The sequence below is a fragment of the Maricaulis sp. MIT060901 genome, assembly GCF_047123815.1.
Taxonomy (GTDB): Bacteria; Pseudomonadota; Alphaproteobacteria; order Caulobacterales; family Maricaulaceae; genus Maricaulis.
Genome location: NZ_CP138920.1, coordinates 392,142 through 408,184 on the forward strand (window position 1 = coordinate 392,142; position 16,043 = coordinate 408,184).

Here is a 16,043-nt window from a genome sequence, read left to right on the forward strand (position 1 = left end):
AACATTGGGCCACCTCCCGGTTGCCTCAAATGTTCGCCCGCTTTTGCGAAGGGCGCTATCTACAGTCTGTGTTGCGCCCCCGTCAATGGGGTTACAACACGCTTTGTTCACTTCTCGTCCAATGCAGCTGCAATTGATGCAGCTACAGCGTCCATTGACCCCATTCCGTCGACCTCTTTCAGCTTGCCCTGGTTGGCAAAGAAAGGGATCAGCGGTGCGGTCTGGCCGTAATAGACCTTGAGACGGTTACGGATGACTTCTTCAGTGTCATCCGGACGTCCCTCTTCCTCGGCCCGCTTGACCAGGCGCTGGACGAGCGCTTCGTCAACAACCTTCAGCTCGACAACCGAGTCGACCTGAGTGCCACGATCCGCGAGCAGCTGGTCCAGGGCTTCCGCCTGGGCCACCGTCCGCGGGAAACCATCGAAGATGGCTCCGCCGGCCGCTTCCGCTTCGGGAAGACGTTCGGCAATCAGTTCAATAACAATCTCGTCGGACACCAGCTCGCCGGCATCGATGATCGCAGCAATTCGCTTGCCGAGATCAGAGCCTGCTGCCTTGGCAGCGCGCAGCATGTCACCGGTGGACAGCTGCACCCAGCCGCGCTCTGCAACGAGACGCTTGGCCTGGGTACCCTTGCCGCAACCCGGAGGTCCGAAAAGAATGATGTTCATCGCTTGCGCCCCCGCAGCTTCGACTTTTTGATCAGGCCTTCATACTGGTGAGCCAGCAGATGCGACTGAATCTGGGAGATCGTGTCCATGGTCACCGAGACGACAATCAGGATCGACGTACCGCCCAGGGCAGTGTTCGGCGAAATCATCATCGGAACCACACAGATCAGCGTCAGATAGAGCGCGCCAATCAGAGTCAGACGGGACAGGACATAGTCCAGGTATTCCGCCGTACGCTTGCCCGGACGGATGCCTGGCAGGAAACCACCGTATTTGCGGAGGTTGTCAGCCGTGTCTTCCGGGTTAAACACCACGGAGGTGTAGAAGAAACAGAAAAAGATGATCATTGCCGCATACACAATCAGGAAGGTCGGAGACCCGGCCTGAAGATAGGCAATGATATTGGCCAGTGGGCCACTTGCGGCCTGCGTGTTGAAGCTCGCCATCGTCTGCGGCATGAACAGCAGGGAAGAGGCGAAGATCGGCGGAATAACGCCGGCCGTGTTGAGCTTCAGCGGCAGGAAGGAGCTCTCACCGCCCATCATGCGGTTGCCCTGTTGGCGCTTGGGATACTGGACCAGAAGGCGACGCTGGGAACGCTCGACGAAAACCACCAGGGTCAGGCCAGCGAGAACCAGGGCGACACCGCCGAGGAATACACCACCGGACAGGGTCCCGCTCTCAGCGGCCGCAAAGGCGCCACCGATCAGGCTTGGCACCGCAGCGATAATCCCTGCGAAAATGATCAGCGAAACACCATTGCCGATACCCCGAGCGGTGATCTGTTCACCCAGCCACAGCAGCAGCATCGTACCGCCAACAAGTGTCGTCACCGTGGAGACCAAGAAGAACAGACCCGGATTGACCGCGAGCGCCTGACCCGTGTTCGGATCAATCGAGTTCATTCCCACGGCGATCGCCAGCGCCTGGCCTGTGGCCAGAAGGACAGTCAGGTAACGCGTATACTGGTTGATTTGCTTGCGGCCGGCTTCACCGCCCTCCTTCTTGAGCTTTTCAAGGGAAGGAATGGTGGCGGACATCAGCTGCATGATGATCGACGCCGAGATATACGGCATCACGTTCAGGGCAAAGATTGCCATACGCTCGACGGCGCCGCCGCCAAGCATGTTGAACATGGACAGAATTCCCTGGGAATTCTGGTCGAACATTGCCGCGTAACGGGTCGGGTCGATACCCGGAACCGGAACATAGGTACCCACACGATACAGGATCAGGATCCCGATCGTGAACAGGATACGCTGTTGCAGCTCCTTCGCTTTCGCGAAGGAGCCGAAATTCATGTTCGCAGCAAGCTGTTGTGCAGCTGAAGCCATTTAGTCGTCCTCAAGCGGTCGGCGGATGCCGATTAGGCCTCTGCGTCTTTCGCAGCAGGCAGATTCACTTTGCCGCCTGCTTTCTCGACTGCCTCAACGGCAGGCTTGGAAGCACCGGCTACGGTGATCTCTACTTTGGCCTTCAGTTCGCCTTTCGCAAGGAGGCGGATGCCATCGAGCTCACGACGGACCAGACCGGCCGCGATGAGAGCTTCGGCATCAATTGCCTTCTTGGCGTCGAGCTTGCCTTCGTCGATCGCTTTCTGCAGGCGACCGAGATTGATCTCGGCCCACTGCTTGCGGTTCGGCTTGTTGAAGCCACGCTTGGGAAGACGCATGTGAAGCGGCATCTGGCCGCCCTCGAAGCCCTTGATGGCTACGCCAGAGCGGGATTTCTGACCCTTCACACCACGGCCACCGGTCTTGCCCTTGCCCGAGCCGATACCACGGCCGATACGGGTGCGGAGCTTGGCGGCGCCGTCGTTGTCGCGCAATTCATTGAGACGCATATCGTTCTCCATTCGAACGAGTGGTTTCCCCAACGGGGACCTACTCCTCGATAATTTCCACCATGTGGCTGACTTTGCGGATCATGCCGCGGACAGCCGGGGTGTCTTCCAGTTCACGAACGCGGCCGATCTTGTTGAGACCAAGACCAACCAGCGTAGCGCGCTGATCTTCGGGGCGGCGAATCGGGCTGCCCGTCTGACGGATTTTGATGGTTTTGTTAGCCATGATCGCGGTCCTTACGATTCAATCGCTTCCGGCGAAGACGCACCGTCGCTACGGCGGTTCACCAGATCACCGACCTTCAGGCCACGCTTCGCAGCGACGGAACGCGGCGAATTCTGGCGCTTCAGGGCGTCGAAGGTTGCACGGATCATGTTGTACGGGTTGGACGTGCCCAGGGATTTGGCAACAACGTCGCCAACGCCGAGGGTTTCCAGAACCGCACGCATCGGACCACCGGCGATAACGCCGGTTCCCGGAGGTGCAGCACGCAGTACAACCTTGCCCGCACCGTGACGGCCACGGCCATCATGGTGAAGCGTACGGCCTTCGCGCAGCGGAACACGGATCATGTTCTTCTTAGCTTCGTCCGTCGCCTTGCGGATCGCTTCCGGAACCTCGCGGGCCTTGCCCTGGCCGAAGCCAACGCGGCCCTTCTGGTCACCTACGACAACCAGAGCGGCAAACTGGAAGTTACGACCACCTTTAACGGTCTTCGCAACGCGGTTGATGTGTACGAGCTTGTCGACGAGTTCGTCTTCGCGCTCTTCCTGACGGTCTTTGTTACGACCCCGGCCGCGTCCGCGGCCACGTTCCTGCTCTCTTTGTTGAGCCATGGTGTCCGCTCCCTTAGAAGTCCAGGCCGCCCTCGCGGGCCGCCTCTGCGAGCGCTTTCACACGCCCGTGGTAGATGTAGCCGCCGCGGTCAAAGACGACAGTCTTGACGCCTTCCTTGGCAGCACGCTCTGCGATCAGCTTGCCAACAAATGCAGCAGCCGCAACGTCGCAACCCTTGGAGTGCTCCTTGCGAGCAACTTCTTCCATGGAAGAAGCAGATGCGATCGTCTTGCCAGCGACATCGTCGATGATCTGGACAGAGATGTTCTTCGAAGAACGGAAGACCGAGAGGCGCGGACGGCCATTGGCCAGTTTCCGAAGCCGGATCCGGTTGCGCTGTGCGCGACGGACGGATTTTTCGCGTTGAGTTTTCATCGCTCGCCCTACTTCTTCTTGCCTTCTTTGCGGCGAATGTATTCGCCGACATATTTGATACCTTTGCCCTTGTACGGCTCCGGCGGACGGAAACGACGGATCTCGGCGGCAACCTGACCAACTTTTTGCTTGTCAGCACCTGCAACTTTCACCTCGGTCGGCTTGCCACAGGAAATCGTGACGCCAGCCGGCGGGGTGTAGACAACGTCGTGCGAGAGACCGAGCGACAGCTTCAGGGACGTGCCCTGCATCTGAGCGCGGTAACCAACGCCGACCAGTTCAAGATCTTTTTCGTAACCAGCGGTGACGCCCTGGACGAGGTTCGCGATCAGCGCGCGTTGCATGCCCCACATGGCGCGGGCGCGCTTGCTTTCGTCGCGCGGCTGAACCTGGATACCTTCATCGCCCTGGGAGACGGTGACGTCTTCGACAAAGTCCATGGACAGTTCGCCCTTGGGACCTTTGACCGTCAGGCTCGTCTCGGACAGTGTCGCGGTGACACCAGCCGGAACGGCTACGGGGAGTTTACCAATACGTGACATCGATTGTCTCCCTTAGCTGACGTGGCAAAGGATCTCGCCGCCCACATTGGCCTCGCGAGCATTGGAATCCGACATCACGCCCTTCGGCGTGGAGAGGATGGCAATACCCAGACCATTCTGGACGAGCGGCAGATCCTTGACGCCCGAATAAACACGGCGGCCAGGCTTCGAGATACGCTTGATCTCGGAGATTACGGAATCGCCTTCGAAATACTTGAGCTCGATTTCGAACTCTTTCATGCCGCTGGCATGCTCTACTTCCGCATAGTCACGGATGTAGCCTTCGCTCTTGAGCACGTCGAGGACGCGACGGCGAAGGGCCGATGCCGGCGTGGACACGTTGCGCTTGTTGCGCATCAGTGCGTTACGGATGCGGGTCAGCATATCGCCGAGAGGATCATTCACAGACATATCGGATCTCCTCTCTTACCAGCTCGACTTGACCATGCCCGGGACCATGCCCTGGCTAGCCAATTGGCGCAGCGCGATACGCGACATGCGCAGCTTGCGATAGAAACCGCGCGGGCGACCGGTGATTTCACAACGGTTGCGTACACGGGTGACTGCCGAATTACGCGGCAGTGCTGCCAGTTTCAGCTGAGCAGCAAAACGCTCGTCAACCGGCAGTTCCTGGTCACGCGCGATCGCTTTGAGCTGCTCACGCTTGGCAGCATAACGCTGGGCCAGGCGCTCGCGCTTGCGATTGCGTTCAACTGAGGCTTTTTTCGCCATTTAAGTTCTCCTGCGTGCGGAGCCGGTATGGCTCTGCTCTCCTGCTGCGTTAGTTCGAAAACGGGAAATCGAACTCGGCCAGCAGGGCCTTCGCTTCTTCATCATTAGTCGCGGTGGTGCACACCACGATATCCATGCCCCGGATCTTCTCGACCTTGTCGTAGTCGATCTCAGGGAAAACGATGTGCTCTTTCAAGCCCATCGCGTAATTTCCGCGGCCGTCGAACGATTTGCCGTTCAAACCACGGAAGTCACGCACGCGCGGTAGCGCGATTGTGATCAGTCGGTCCAGGAATTCATACATACGATCCTGGCGCAGGGTCACCTTGGCACCGATGACCTGCTCCTCGCGGAGCTTGAAACCGGCGATGGATTTCTTGGCAACCGTCTTGACCGGCTTCTGGCCGGCGATTGCCTCGAGATCCTCAAGGGCACCCTTGATTTTCTTGGAGTCCTGAGCGGCTTCGCCGACACCCATGTTGATCACGATCTTTTCGATACGCGGGATCTGCATCGGATTGGCGTAGCTGAACTTGTCCTTCATCGTGTCGCGAATTTCCTCGCGATACTTGGTGCGAAGGCGCGGGGTGTACGTATCAGACATCGATAACCTCGCCCGAAGATTTGGCGAAACGGACTTTCTTGCCGTCGTCATTGGTCTTGAAGCCGACACGGGTCGCTTCGCCGGTTTTCGGATCTGCAATCGCGACGTTGGAAACGTGGATTGCGGCTTCTTTTTCCTTGATGCCACCCGGATCCTGTTGCGTCGGGCGCGTGTGGCGCTTGACGACATTGATCCCGGAAACAACGACCTTGTCGTCTTCCGGCAGCACGTTGAGAACCTCACCGGTCTTGCCTTTATCGCGGCCGGCGAGAACGACGACTTTGTCGCCCTTCTTGATCTTGGCAGCCATTACAGCACCTCCGGAGCCAGGGAGACGATCTTCATGTGGTTCTTGCCGCGAAGCTCGCGCGGAACCGGCCCGAAGATACGTGTACCAACTGGTTCATTGTTGTTGTTGATGATGACCGCTGCGTTGGAGTCAAAGCGGATGACGGAACCGTCAGCACGCTTGATGTCCTTGGCCACGCGAACGACAACGGCCTTGCGGACGTCACCCTTCTTCACGCGACCGCGCGGAATGGCTTCCTTGACGGAGACGACAATAATGTCACCCACATGGGCGTAACGACGCTTGGCGCCGCCCAGCACCTTGATGCACTGCACACGGCGGGCGCCGGAATTGTCGGCTACGTCCAGATTGGTTTGCATCTGGATCATGGCTGATCCTCCTTAAGAGCAGATCGGCCCGGGCTTATGCCTGGGACACGATCTCCCACCGCTTGAGTTTCGACTTCGGTGCACATTCCTGGATCTGGACTTTATCGCCCACCTTATGTGCCTGATTTTCATCATGCGCGTGATAGCGCTTGGAGCGACGAACCGTCTTGCGAAGCAGCGGGTGCAGGAACGTACGTTCCACACGAACTACAACGGTTTTGGCGCCTTTATCGCTGACCACAGTGCCTTGCAGAATACGTCTTGGCATCGGTTAGCTTCCTTGCGATTGCTGCGCTTTGCGAGAGACCTGCTCGGTGCGGATACGCGCGATATCGCGGCGGATCTTGCCGAAGCGGGCCGTATCTTCCATCAGGCCACGGGCCTGCTGGAAGCGCAGATTAAACTGTTCTTTCTTGAGCTCGAGGACCTTGTCCTGGAGCTCGTCATCAGAGAGGGCCCGAACGTCGGAACCTTTGAGTTCTTCGGCCTTTTTAGCCATTGTCGACGCTCCTTATTCGCCCAGTCGGGTGACGATCTTGCACTTGATCGGCAGCTTGGCAGCACCGAGGGAGAGCGCTTCACGCGCGACATCCTCAGGCACACCGTCGATCTCGAACATGATCCGGCCCGGCTTGACCTTGCAGGCCCAGTATTCAACTGAACCCTTACCTTTACCCATCCGGACTTCGGTCGGCTTGTTGGTGACCGGCACGTCCGGGAAGATACGGATCCACACACGACCGGCACGTTTCATGTGACGGGTGATCGCACGACGAGTCGCCTCGATCTGGCGTGCGGTTACGCGTTCCGGCTGAAGCGCCTTGAGGCCATAGGAGCCAAAGTTCAGGGAGTAACCACCCTTCGCTGCTCCTTTGATACGGCCCTTGTGCGCCTTACGGAATTTTGTGCGTTTCGGTTGCAGCATTGCTCCAATTCCTTACGCGGCTTGGCGACCCGAACGGGCGCGCTGCTCACCCGACTCCTGGAGACGACGCTCCTGAGCCATTGGGTCATGTTCCATGATCTCGCCTTTGTAGATCCAGACCTTGATACCGATGATACCCATCGCGGTCTTGGCTTCGGCGGTTCCATAATCGATATCCGCGCGCAGCGTGTGCAGCGGCACGGAGCCTTCCTGGTACTGCTCGGAGCGTGCAATCTCTGCGCCACCGAGGCGGCCACCACAGAGGATCTTGCAGCCCTTGGCGCCCATGCGCATGGCAGACTGGAGCGAACGCTTCATCGCTCGGCGGAAAGCCACACGGCGTTCCAGCTGCTGAGCGATTGATTCCGCAACCAGATTGGCGTCGACTTCCGGCTTGCGAACCTCAACGAGGTTCAGGAAGACTTCGCCGTCGACCATGCGGGAAAGTTCACGGCGAAGGACTTCGATGTCGGAGCCCTTCTTGCCGATCACGACGCCCGGACGAGCAGTGTGGATCGTAACGCGACACTTCTTGTGCGGACGCTCGATCACGATCTTTGATACGCTGGCGTTCTTGAGACGCTTCTTCAGCATTTCACGAATCTTGAGATCTTCGTGCAGCAGTTTCGCGTACTCACCCGCGCCGGCATACCAGCGGGATTCCCAAGTGCGGTTGACGCCGAGGCGCAGACCGATCGGATTTACCTTCTGTCCCATCAGGCAGCCTCCTCAACTTCACGAACCACAATTGTGAGCTCGGAAAACGGCTTCAGGATTTTCGCTCCACGGCCGCGGGCACGGGCACGGAAACGCTTCATAACCAGGTTTTTGCCGACATAGGCTTCAGCAACGACAAGGCTGTCGATGTCGAGGCCGTGATTATTCTCGGCATTGGCGATAGCGGACTCGAGCACTTTCTTGACGTCCTTGGAGATACGCTTGCGCGAGAATTCCAGGTCGTTGAGCGCCTTCTCGACCTTCTTGCCACGGATCAGGGCGGCAACCAGGTTGAGTTTCTGCGGGCTGATACGGATCATCCGCAGCTTGGCACGTGCTTCATTGTCAGCGACGCGACGAGGGTTAGCAGTCTGTCCCATCGCTTATCTCCGCTTCGCTTTTTTGTCCGCCGCGTGACCGTAATAGGTCCGGGTTGGAGCAAATTCGCCGAGCTTGTGACCGACCATGTCTTCAGTAACCAGAACCGGAACGAACTTGTTCCCGTTGTGGACCTGGAAGGTCAGACCGACAAATTGCGGCAGAATGGTTGAACGGCGCGACCAGGTCTTGATCGCTTGCTTACGTCCGCCTTCGTGCGACTTTTCCGCTTTTTTCAGCAGATAACCGTCGACGAACGGACCTTTCCATACAGAACGAGGCATCGTCGTCTCCTTATCGCTTCTTGCGCTCGTGGCGCGAGCGGATGATGAACTTATCCGTAGACTTGTTCTTGCGCGTCTTGGCACCCTTGGTCGGCTTGCCCCACGGGGTCACCGGGTGACGACCACCAGAGGTACGGCCTTCACCACCACCATGCGGGTGATCAACCGGGTTCATGACCACACCACGAACAGACGGGCGACGACCGAGGTGACGGTTGCGGCCTGCCTTGCCGAGGTTGACGTTGAGGTGGTCCGGGTTGGACACGGCACCAACGGTCGCCATGCACTTGTCGGACACCATGCGCAGTTCACCAGAAGCGAGACGGATCTGAGCGTAGCCACCGTCACGACCGACCAGCTGGACATAAGCACCAGCGGAACGGGCGATCTGACCACCCTTCTCCGGCTTCAGCTCGACATTGTGAATGATCGTGCCGACCGGGATGGCCTTCAGCGGCATGGCGTTGCCCGGCTTCACGTCAGCTTTTGCCGACGCGATGACCGTGTCACCTTCAGCCAGGCGCTGCGGCGCTAGGATGTAGGCGAGCTCGCCGTCTTCATACTTGATCAGCGCGATGAATGCGGTCCGGTTCGGATCGTATTCCAGACGCTCGACCGTAGCCGGAACGTCCCACTTGCGACGCTTGAAATCGACCAGGCGGTACAGGTTCTTCGCACCACCACCGCGACGGCGGGAGGTGATACGACCGGTGTTGTTACGACCACCAGACTTGGACTTGCCTTCAACGAGGGTCTTTTCCGGACGACCCTTATGCAGCGCGGAGCGGTCAACAAGGACCAGCGCGCGACGGCCCGGAGACGTCGGTTTGAAAGTCTTCAAAGCCATCTTAGAAGTCTCCCGTCAGATCAAGCGACTTGCCGTCAGCAAAGGTGACGATCGCTTTTTTCTGGTCGTTGCGCTTGCCGAGCATGCCACGGAAACGCTTGACCTTGCCGTGGATCTTGATCGTGTTAACCGCAACAACGGTTTTCTTTTCCTTGGCGTAGATCGCCTCTACCGCTTCCTTGATCTGCGTCTTGGTCGCAGTCACAGGAACGTAGAACGCGTTCTTGCCCTCTTCCAGCAGCGTGGACTTCTCGGTGAAGACCGGCGCCAGGATTACATCGTAATGACGTGCAGCAACTGACATCTTACGCCTCCTTAGCGCTCAGGCGTGCATGGATCTTCTCCACGGCAGCCTTGGTCAGCACCAGCGTGTCACGGCGCAGAACGTCATAGACGTTCAGGCCCTGGGCCGGCAGGACGTCGACGCACGGAATATTGCGTGCAGCCAAAGCGAAATTCTCATCCACCGTCTCGCCGGAGATGACCAGAGCGTTCTGGACACCCAGGTTCTCGAAGGAAGAACGCAGGTCCTTTGTCTTCGGAGCCTTCAGAGCGGCGTCATCGATGATGATCAGGTTGGAAGAGCCAGCCTTGGAAGAGAGCGCGTGACGCAGGGCCAGAGCGCGAACCTTTTTCGGCAGGTCATGGGCATGGGAGCGAACACGCGGACCGTGAGCGCGACCACCACCAACGAAGATCGGCGCGGAACGAGCGCCGTGACGCGCGCCGCCGCCGCCCTTCTGGCGACCAAACTTCTTCTTCGTCCGAGCGATCTCGGAGCGACCCTTGGTTTTGTGCGTGCCCTGCTGGCGAGCAGCAAGCTGCCACTTCACACAGCGCTGGAGCAGGTCTGCGCGGATCTCCTCGATGCCGAACACAGCATCATCGAGATCGATCGCACCGGCATCCTTGGCCGCGAGGGTTTTTACCTCGAGCTTCATGCTTCAGTTCCTTCTTCGCCGTCAGCCTTCGCGTCAGCAGCCGGAGCTTCCGGAGCTGCATCGGCCTGGGCCGGAGCTTCTTCCTGGACCGGAGCATTGAGCTCGTCGAGCGTACGGAACGCGCCCGGCAGCGGCAGATCGTCTGCTTTCACGCCTTTGACAGCGTCACGCAGCTCAACCCAGCCACCGGCGGAACCCGGTACTGCACCCTTGAGCCATACGAGACCGCGATCGGCGTCAACGCGAACAACTTCGATGTTCTGCGTGGTCACGCGCGCGGCACCCATGTGGCCGGCCATTTTCTTGCCTTTGAAGACCTTGCCCGGATCCTGGCACTGACCCGTGGAACCATGCGAACGGTGTGAGATAGACACACCGTGCGAGGCCCGCAGACCGCCAAAATTGTGGCGCTTCATGGCGCCGGCAAAACCTTTACCGATAGAGATGCCAGCGACATCTACTTTCTGGCCGGGAACGAAGTGATCAGCTGTCAGCTCAGCGCCAACTTCGATCATCGCGTCATCATTGACGCGGAATTCCACCAACTTGCGCTTCGGCGCGACATTCGCTTTCGCGAAGTGACCGCGCTGTGCCTTGTTGGTCCGCTTAGCTTTCGCCTCACCAGCACCGAGCTGGAGGGCGGTATAACCGTCGCGATCGGCCGTCTTGTGAGAGACGACTTGGCAGTTGTCCAGATGCAGGACGGTGACCGGTACGTGAGCTCCTTCATCGGAGAACACGCGAGTCATGCCCAGCTTCTTGGCAATTACACCCGTGCGCATGGTTTACGCTCCTAGTTTAATCTCGACGTCGACACCTGCAGACAGATCGAGCTTCATAAGAGCATCAACCGTTTGCGGGGTCGGGTCGACAATGTCGAGAAGACGCTTGTGAGTCCGGATTTCGAACTGCTCACGCGACTTCTTGTCGATGTGCGGGGACCGCAGCACCGTGAATTTCTCAATACGCGTCGGCAGCGGGATCGGGCCGCGAACATTCGCCCCCGTACGCTTGGCTGTCGAAACGATCTCGCGCGTGGAATTATCCAGCACACGGTGATCAAACGCCTTGAGACGAATTCGGATGTTTTGACGTTCCATCAAACCAATCCCGTTGTCTAAAGTTTCAAAAAGAGCAAGGCCGGAGCTGCCCGAAGGCAACCCCGACCTGGATTACTAAAATTACTCGACGATCTTGGAGACGACGCCGGCGCCGACCGTGCGGCCACCTTCGCGGATCGCGAAGCGCAGGCCCTGGTCCATGGCGATCGGCGTGATCAGCTCGACGTTCATTTCAACGTTGTCGCCCGGCATAACCATCTCGGTGCCAGCGTTCAGCGTTACAACACCCGTCACGTCCGTCGTACGGAAGTAGAACTGCGGACGGTAGTTGGTGAAGAACGGCGTGTGACGGCCACCCTCTTCCTTCGTCAGGATGTAGGCTTCAGCAACGAACTTCGCGTGCGGCGTGATGGAGCCCGGCTTGGCCAGGACCTGGCCACGCTCAACACCGTCACGGTCGATGCCGCGCAGCAGGATACCGACATTGTCGCCTGCTTCACCGCGATCGAGCAGCTTGCGGAACATCTCAACGCCCGTACACGTCGTCTTCTGGGTGTCGCGGATACCGATGATATCGATTTCCTCGCCAACCGTGACAACACCGCGCTCGATACGGCCGGTCACAACCGTACCACGACCGGAGATCGAGAAAACGTCCTCGATCGGCATCAGGAAGGACTGGTCAACCGGACGGTCCGGCGTCGGGATGTAGTCGTCAACAGCAGCCATCAGCTCAAGGATCTTGTCCTTACCGATGTTTGCGTCACGGCCTTCAACAGCGGCCAGAGCAGAACCGGCCACGATCGGAATATCGTCGCCCGGGAACTCGTAGGAAGACAGAAGCTCGCGAACTTCCATTTCAACCAGCTCGAGCAGCTCTTCGTCGTCAACCTGGTCAACCTTGTTCAGGAACACGACCAGAGCCGGAACGCCAACCTGGCGCGCCAGAAGGATGTGCTCACGCGTCTGCGGCATCGGGCCGTCAGCAGCGTTAACAACCAGGATAGCGCCGTCCATCTGGGCCGCACCGGTGATCATGTTCTTCACGTAGTCGGCGTGGCCCGGGCAATCAACGTGAGCGTAGTGACGGTTTTCCGTCTCATACTCAACGTGCGCCGTGGAAATCGTGATACCACGAGCCTTCTCTTCCGGCGCGCTGTCGATCTCATCATAGCCCTTCGCTTCACCACCGGAAGCTTCAGCCAGAACCATCGTGATAGCAGCCGTCAGCGTGGTCTTGCCGTGGTCAACGTGACCAATCGTACCAATGTTCGCGTGCGGCTTTGTGCGCTCAAACTTTTCTTTAGCCATCGATCTCTCTCCGAAATCTCAATCTGCGTTGTTTCCGTTCGAAGAAGCCGCTTATGCGGACTTCTCGATGATTTCCTGTTCAACCGCTTTCGGCACAGCCTCATAGTGGTCGAACTGCATGGTGAACTGGGCGCGACCCTGAGTGGCCGAGCGCAGGTTGTTCACGTAGCCAAACATGTTGGCGAGCGGGACCATTGCGTTAACAACCGTAGCGTTGCCACGCATCTCCTGGCCCGCGATCTGGCCGCGGCGGGAGTTCAGGTCACCGATAACACCACCGGTGTACTCGTCCGGCGTCACGACCTCGACCTTCATGATCGGCTCGAGAAGCTTCGGAGCACATTCGTGCTTTGCTTCGCGGAACGCTGCACGGGCAGCGATCTCGAAAGCGAGCACGGAGGAGTCAACATCGTGGTAGGCACCGTCAACGAGCGTCGCCTTGACGTCGATGACCGGGAAGCCTGCGAGCAGACCGTTGTCCATGACAGACTTGAGGCCCTTCTCGACACCCGGGATGTATTCTTTCGGCACGTTACCGCCGACGATCTTGGATTCGAACTCGAAACCGGCACCGGCTTCATTCGGCTCGAACTCGATCTTGACGCGCGCGAACTGACCGGAACCACCGGACTGTTTCTTGTGCGTGTAATCGACAAGACCAGCCTGGCTGAGGCTCTCGCGGTAGGCCACCTGCGGCGCACCAATGTTCGCTTCAACGTTGAATTCACGCTTCATGCGATCAACCAGGATGTCGAGGTGAAGCTCGCCCATTCCTGCGATGATCGTCTGACCGGACTCTTCGTCAGACTTCGTGCGGAAGGACGGGTCCTCGGCAGCCAGACGCTGCAGGGCGATACCCAGCTTCTCCTGGTCGGCTTTCGACTTCGGCTCGATGGCCAGTTCGATAACCGGATCCGGGAATTCCATGCGCTCGAGGATAACCGGCTTGAGGGAGTCAGACAGGGTGTCACCCGTCGTGGTGTCCTTCAGGCCTGCAATCGCGACGATGTCGCCGGCATAACATTCCTTGATGTCTTCACGGGAGTTGGAGTGCATCAGCAGCATACGACCGATACGCTCTTTTTTGTCCTTGACCGTGTTGAGCAGGGACGTACCCGTTTCCAGGTGACCGGAATACATGCGCGCGAACGTCAGGGAACCGACAAACGGGTCGTTCATGATCTTGAACGCCAGCAGAGAGGTCGGCTCGTCATCGGAAGCCGGACGCGTGGTCTCTTCTTCCGTCTTGACGTCGATGCCCTTGATGGCCGGAATCTCGACCGGGCTCGGCAGGAAGTCGACAACTGCGTCGAGCAGCGGCTGGACACCCTTGTTCTTGAACGCCGTACCACACAGGATCGGAACGAAGGACAGGTTGATCGTACCCTGGCGGATGAGAGCCTTCAGCTTGTCTTCGGACGGCTCTTCCCCCTCCAGATAAGCTTCCATGGCCGCTTCGTCCTGCTCAACAGCGGTCTCGACCAGCTGTTCGCGGTACTCAGCAGCCTTGTCGGCAAGCTCAGCGCGGATTTCGCGCTCTTCCCAGGTCGCACCCAGGTTTTCGCCTTGCCAGACAAGCTCTTTCATCTTGATCAGGTCGATCAGACCTTCAAACTCGGACTCGGAACCGATGGGCAGCTGGACCGGAAGCGGGGTGGAACCCAGGCGATCCGTGACCATGCCGACGCAGTTGTAGAAGTCAGCGCCGAGCTTATCCATCTTGTTGACGAAGATCATGCGCGGAACTTCGTACTTGTCCGCCTGACGCCAGACCGTCTCGGTCTGCGGCTCTACACCGGCATTGGCGTCGAGACAGCAAACAGCACCGTCGAGGACACGCAGGGAGCGCTCAACCTCAATGGTGAAGTCCACGTGGCCCGGGGTGTCGATGATGTTCAGACGCTTGCCGTTCCAGAAACAGGTCGTTGCAGCAGAGGTAATCGTGATGCCACGCTCCTGCTCCTGCTCCATCCAGTCCATGGTGGCTGCACCATCGTGCACTTCACCGATCTTGTGGGACTTACCGGTGTAGTAGAGGATCCGTTCGGTGGTCGTCGTCTTGCCAGCATCGATGTGCGCCATGATGCCGAAGTTACGATAATCCTCAATCTTATATTCGCGGGCCATTGTCAGGGTCCTTGATACGAGCTTGGTCGTTTACCAGCGATAGTGAGCAAAGGCGCGGTTCGCCTCTGCCATACGGTGCGTGTCTTCGCGCTTCTTGACGGCCGTGCCACGGTTGGCAGCAGCATCCATCAATTCGCCAGCGAGACGCTCACGCATCGTGTTCTCATTGCGACCACGGGCAGCAGCCGTGAGCCAGCGAATGGCCAGGGCTTTCTTGCGGTCTTGGCGCACCTCAACCGGAACCTGGTAGGTCGCACCACCAACACGGCGGGAGCGAACCTCGACTTCCGGAGAAACATTGCCGAGGGCATCATGGAAAACGCTGACAGGCTCGCGCTTGAGCTTGCCTTCAACGATGTCCAGCGCACCGTAGACGATACGCTCTGCAACGGACTTCTTACCGTCCAGCATGATGTAGTTCATGAATTTCGTGAGATCGCGGTCACCGAACTTCGGGTCCGGGTGGATCTCACGTTTCTCTGCGCGATGGCGACGTGACATTTCCGTCTCCCTTACTTCGGACGCTTGGCGCCGTACTTCGAACGACGCTGCTTACGATCTTTGACACCCTGGGTGTCGAGCACGCCACGAAGGATGTGATAGCGAACACCCGGAAGGTCCTTCACACGACCGCCGCGGATCAACACGACAGAGTGTTCCTGAAGGTTGTGCCCCTCACCCGGGATGTAGCTAACGACTTCGTGGCCGTTGGTCAGGCGTACTTTCGCGACCTTCCGGAGAGCCGAGTTCGGCTTTTTCGGCGTCGTCGTGTATACGCGCGTGCAAACACCGCGGCGCTGCGGGCAGGCCTCAAGGGCCGGCACTTTGTTGCGCTTCGGCTTGTCTTTTCGCGGCTTGCGAATGAGCTGGTTGATTGTCGGCATCCCGCTCTAATCCGTTTCTATCTCAATAGCGACACCCATCAGCGCGGCAAGGCACTGCTGGGTGCAAGTAACGGCCCCGCCGTTCGAGCGTAATGCCCGCGCGTCGGAACCAAGGGTTTTTCCGTTACGGTGAGCGTCGTTTAATCCAATGGATTACGGCCCGCCCTTAAAACGAGCGCGGAAACTACGCACGCGACTCGCATCCGTCAAGCACCGCTACAGACTTTTTCTCCAGCCCCTATGGTTAAGCGGTGCACACACAAAAAAAGGCCGCCAGATAAC

The 16,043-nt window shown here is 58.6% G+C and carries 27 protein-coding genes; all 27 read right to left on the reverse strand.

What is annotated here, in order from left to right:
* Positions 1–107: 107 nt before the first annotated feature.
* Positions 108–674, reverse strand: a complete 567-nt coding sequence (locus tag SIC17_RS01930; protein WP_412546246.1) for an adenylate kinase — start codon at positions 672–674, stop codon at positions 108–110.
* Positions 671–2,008 (reverse strand): preprotein translocase subunit SecY, encoded by a 1,338-nt coding sequence (gene secY / locus SIC17_RS01935; protein WP_366940116.1) that lies wholly within the window; start codon positions 2,006–2,008, stop codon positions 671–673. Before secY ends, SIC17_RS01930 begins: the two co-directional genes overlap by 4 nt.
* Positions 2,009–2,040: 32 nt before the next feature.
* Positions 2,041–2,517, reverse strand: a complete 477-nt coding sequence (gene rplO, locus SIC17_RS01940) for a 50S ribosomal protein L15 (protein WP_291895923.1) — start codon at positions 2,515–2,517, stop codon at positions 2,041–2,043.
* Between the two features lie 40 nt (positions 2,518–2,557).
* Positions 2,558–2,743, reverse strand: coding sequence for a 50S ribosomal protein L30 (gene rpmD / locus SIC17_RS01945; protein ID WP_291895925.1), 186 nt, complete (start codon positions 2,741–2,743; stop codon positions 2,558–2,560).
* Between the two features lie 11 nt (positions 2,744–2,754).
* Positions 2,755–3,354, reverse strand: coding sequence for a 30S ribosomal protein S5 (rpsE, locus tag SIC17_RS01950; RefSeq protein ID WP_291895927.1), 600 nt, complete (start codon positions 3,352–3,354; stop codon positions 2,755–2,757).
* Between the two features lie 13 nt (positions 3,355–3,367).
* Positions 3,368–3,730 (reverse strand): 50S ribosomal protein L18, encoded by a 363-nt coding sequence (gene rplR / locus SIC17_RS01955; protein WP_291895929.1) that lies wholly within the window; start codon positions 3,728–3,730, stop codon positions 3,368–3,370.
* Between the two features lie 8 nt (positions 3,731–3,738).
* Positions 3,739–4,272, reverse strand: coding sequence for a 50S ribosomal protein L6 (gene rplF, locus SIC17_RS01960; RefSeq protein ID WP_291895931.1), 534 nt, complete (start codon positions 4,270–4,272; stop codon positions 3,739–3,741).
* Positions 4,273–4,284: 12 nt separating this feature from the next.
* On the reverse strand, positions 4,285–4,683 hold the full coding sequence (gene rpsH / locus SIC17_RS01965; protein WP_291895933.1) for a 30S ribosomal protein S8: 399 nt from the start codon (positions 4,681–4,683) through the stop codon (positions 4,285–4,287).
* Positions 4,684–4,698: 15 nt separating this feature from the next.
* On the reverse strand, positions 4,699–5,004 hold the full coding sequence (gene rpsN / locus SIC17_RS01970) for a 30S ribosomal protein S14 (protein ID WP_412546247.1): 306 nt from the start codon (positions 5,002–5,004) through the stop codon (positions 4,699–4,701).
* 49 nt (positions 5,005–5,053) lie between these two features.
* Positions 5,054–5,608: a 50S ribosomal protein L5 gene (rplE, locus tag SIC17_RS01975; protein WP_291895939.1), complete on the reverse strand. Its 555-nt coding sequence runs from the start codon at positions 5,606–5,608 to the stop codon at positions 5,054–5,056.
* Positions 5,601–5,918 (reverse strand): 50S ribosomal protein L24, encoded by a 318-nt coding sequence (gene rplX / locus SIC17_RS01980; RefSeq protein WP_412546248.1) that lies wholly within the window; start codon positions 5,916–5,918, stop codon positions 5,601–5,603. The genes rplE and rplX overlap by 8 nt, the downstream gene beginning before the upstream one ends.
* Positions 5,918–6,286 (reverse strand): 50S ribosomal protein L14, encoded by a 369-nt coding sequence (gene rplN, locus SIC17_RS01985; RefSeq protein WP_291895944.1) that lies wholly within the window; start codon positions 6,284–6,286, stop codon positions 5,918–5,920. The genes rplX and rplN overlap by 1 nt, the downstream gene beginning before the upstream one ends.
* A gap of 34 nt (positions 6,287–6,320) precedes the next feature.
* Positions 6,321–6,554 carry a 30S ribosomal protein S17 gene (rpsQ, locus tag SIC17_RS01990; RefSeq protein ID WP_291895947.1) on the reverse strand — a complete coding sequence of 78 codons (234 nt, stop codon included), beginning with the start codon at positions 6,552–6,554 and terminating at the stop codon, positions 6,321–6,323.
* Positions 6,555–6,557: 3 nt separating this feature from the next.
* Positions 6,558–6,785, reverse strand: coding sequence for a 50S ribosomal protein L29 (gene rpmC, locus SIC17_RS01995; protein ID WP_291895949.1), 228 nt, complete (start codon positions 6,783–6,785; stop codon positions 6,558–6,560).
* Positions 6,786–6,797: 12 nt separating this feature from the next.
* Positions 6,798–7,211, reverse strand: coding sequence for a 50S ribosomal protein L16 (rplP, locus tag SIC17_RS02000; RefSeq protein ID WP_291895951.1), 414 nt, complete (start codon positions 7,209–7,211; stop codon positions 6,798–6,800).
* A 12-nt stretch (positions 7,212–7,223) separates the two neighbouring features.
* A complete protein-coding gene (rpsC, locus tag SIC17_RS02005; RefSeq protein ID WP_291895953.1) occupies positions 7,224–7,928 on the reverse strand; it encodes a 30S ribosomal protein S3 in 705 nt (234 codons plus the stop codon).
* Positions 7,928–8,308 carry a 50S ribosomal protein L22 gene (gene rplV, locus SIC17_RS02010; RefSeq protein WP_291895955.1) on the reverse strand — a complete coding sequence of 127 codons (381 nt, stop codon included), beginning with the start codon at positions 8,306–8,308 and terminating at the stop codon, positions 7,928–7,930. Before rplV ends, rpsC begins: the two co-directional genes overlap by 1 nt.
* A 3-nt stretch (positions 8,309–8,311) precedes the next feature.
* The gene (gene rpsS, locus SIC17_RS02015; RefSeq protein WP_291895958.1) at positions 8,312–8,590 is read right to left on the reverse strand and encodes a 30S ribosomal protein S19; all 279 of its coding nucleotides are present in this window, start codon (positions 8,588–8,590) and stop codon (positions 8,312–8,314) included.
* Positions 8,591–8,600: 10 nt separating this feature from the next.
* Positions 8,601–9,437, reverse strand: coding sequence for a 50S ribosomal protein L2 (gene rplB, locus SIC17_RS02020; RefSeq protein WP_291895960.1), 837 nt, complete (start codon positions 9,435–9,437; stop codon positions 8,601–8,603).
* A gap of 1 nt (position 9,438) precedes the next feature.
* Positions 9,439–9,741: a 50S ribosomal protein L23 gene (rplW, locus tag SIC17_RS02025; RefSeq protein WP_291895962.1), complete on the reverse strand. Its 303-nt coding sequence runs from the start codon at positions 9,739–9,741 to the stop codon at positions 9,439–9,441.
* A 1-nt stretch (position 9,742) separates the two neighbouring features.
* Complete coding sequence (gene rplD, locus SIC17_RS02030) at positions 9,743–10,378, reverse strand: 50S ribosomal protein L4 (protein ID WP_412546249.1); 636 nt, start codon at positions 10,376–10,378, stop codon at positions 9,743–9,745.
* Entirely contained in the window at positions 10,375–11,160 is a 786-nt protein-coding gene (gene rplC / locus SIC17_RS02035) for a 50S ribosomal protein L3 (protein ID WP_412546250.1), read from the reverse strand. The genes rplD and rplC overlap by 4 nt, the downstream gene beginning before the upstream one ends.
* A gap of 3 nt (positions 11,161–11,163) precedes the next feature.
* Entirely contained in the window at positions 11,164–11,478 is a 315-nt protein-coding gene (gene rpsJ, locus SIC17_RS02040; RefSeq protein ID WP_011643734.1) for a 30S ribosomal protein S10, read from the reverse strand.
* Between the two features lie 81 nt (positions 11,479–11,559).
* On the reverse strand, positions 11,560–12,750 hold the full coding sequence (tuf, locus tag SIC17_RS02045; protein WP_412546251.1) for an elongation factor Tu: 1,191 nt from the start codon (positions 12,748–12,750) through the stop codon (positions 11,560–11,562).
* 51 nt (positions 12,751–12,801) lie between these two features.
* Positions 12,802–14,877 (reverse strand): elongation factor G, encoded by a 2,076-nt coding sequence (gene fusA / locus SIC17_RS02050; protein WP_291896798.1) that lies wholly within the window; start codon positions 14,875–14,877, stop codon positions 12,802–12,804.
* Between the two features lie 30 nt (positions 14,878–14,907).
* Entirely contained in the window at positions 14,908–15,378 is a 471-nt protein-coding gene (gene rpsG / locus SIC17_RS02055) for a 30S ribosomal protein S7 (protein WP_291896801.1), read from the reverse strand.
* 11 nt (positions 15,379–15,389) lie between these two features.
* On the reverse strand, positions 15,390–15,761 hold the full coding sequence (gene rpsL, locus SIC17_RS02060) for a 30S ribosomal protein S12 (RefSeq protein WP_291896803.1): 372 nt from the start codon (positions 15,759–15,761) through the stop codon (positions 15,390–15,392).
* Between the last annotated feature and the right edge of the window lie 282 nt (positions 15,762–16,043).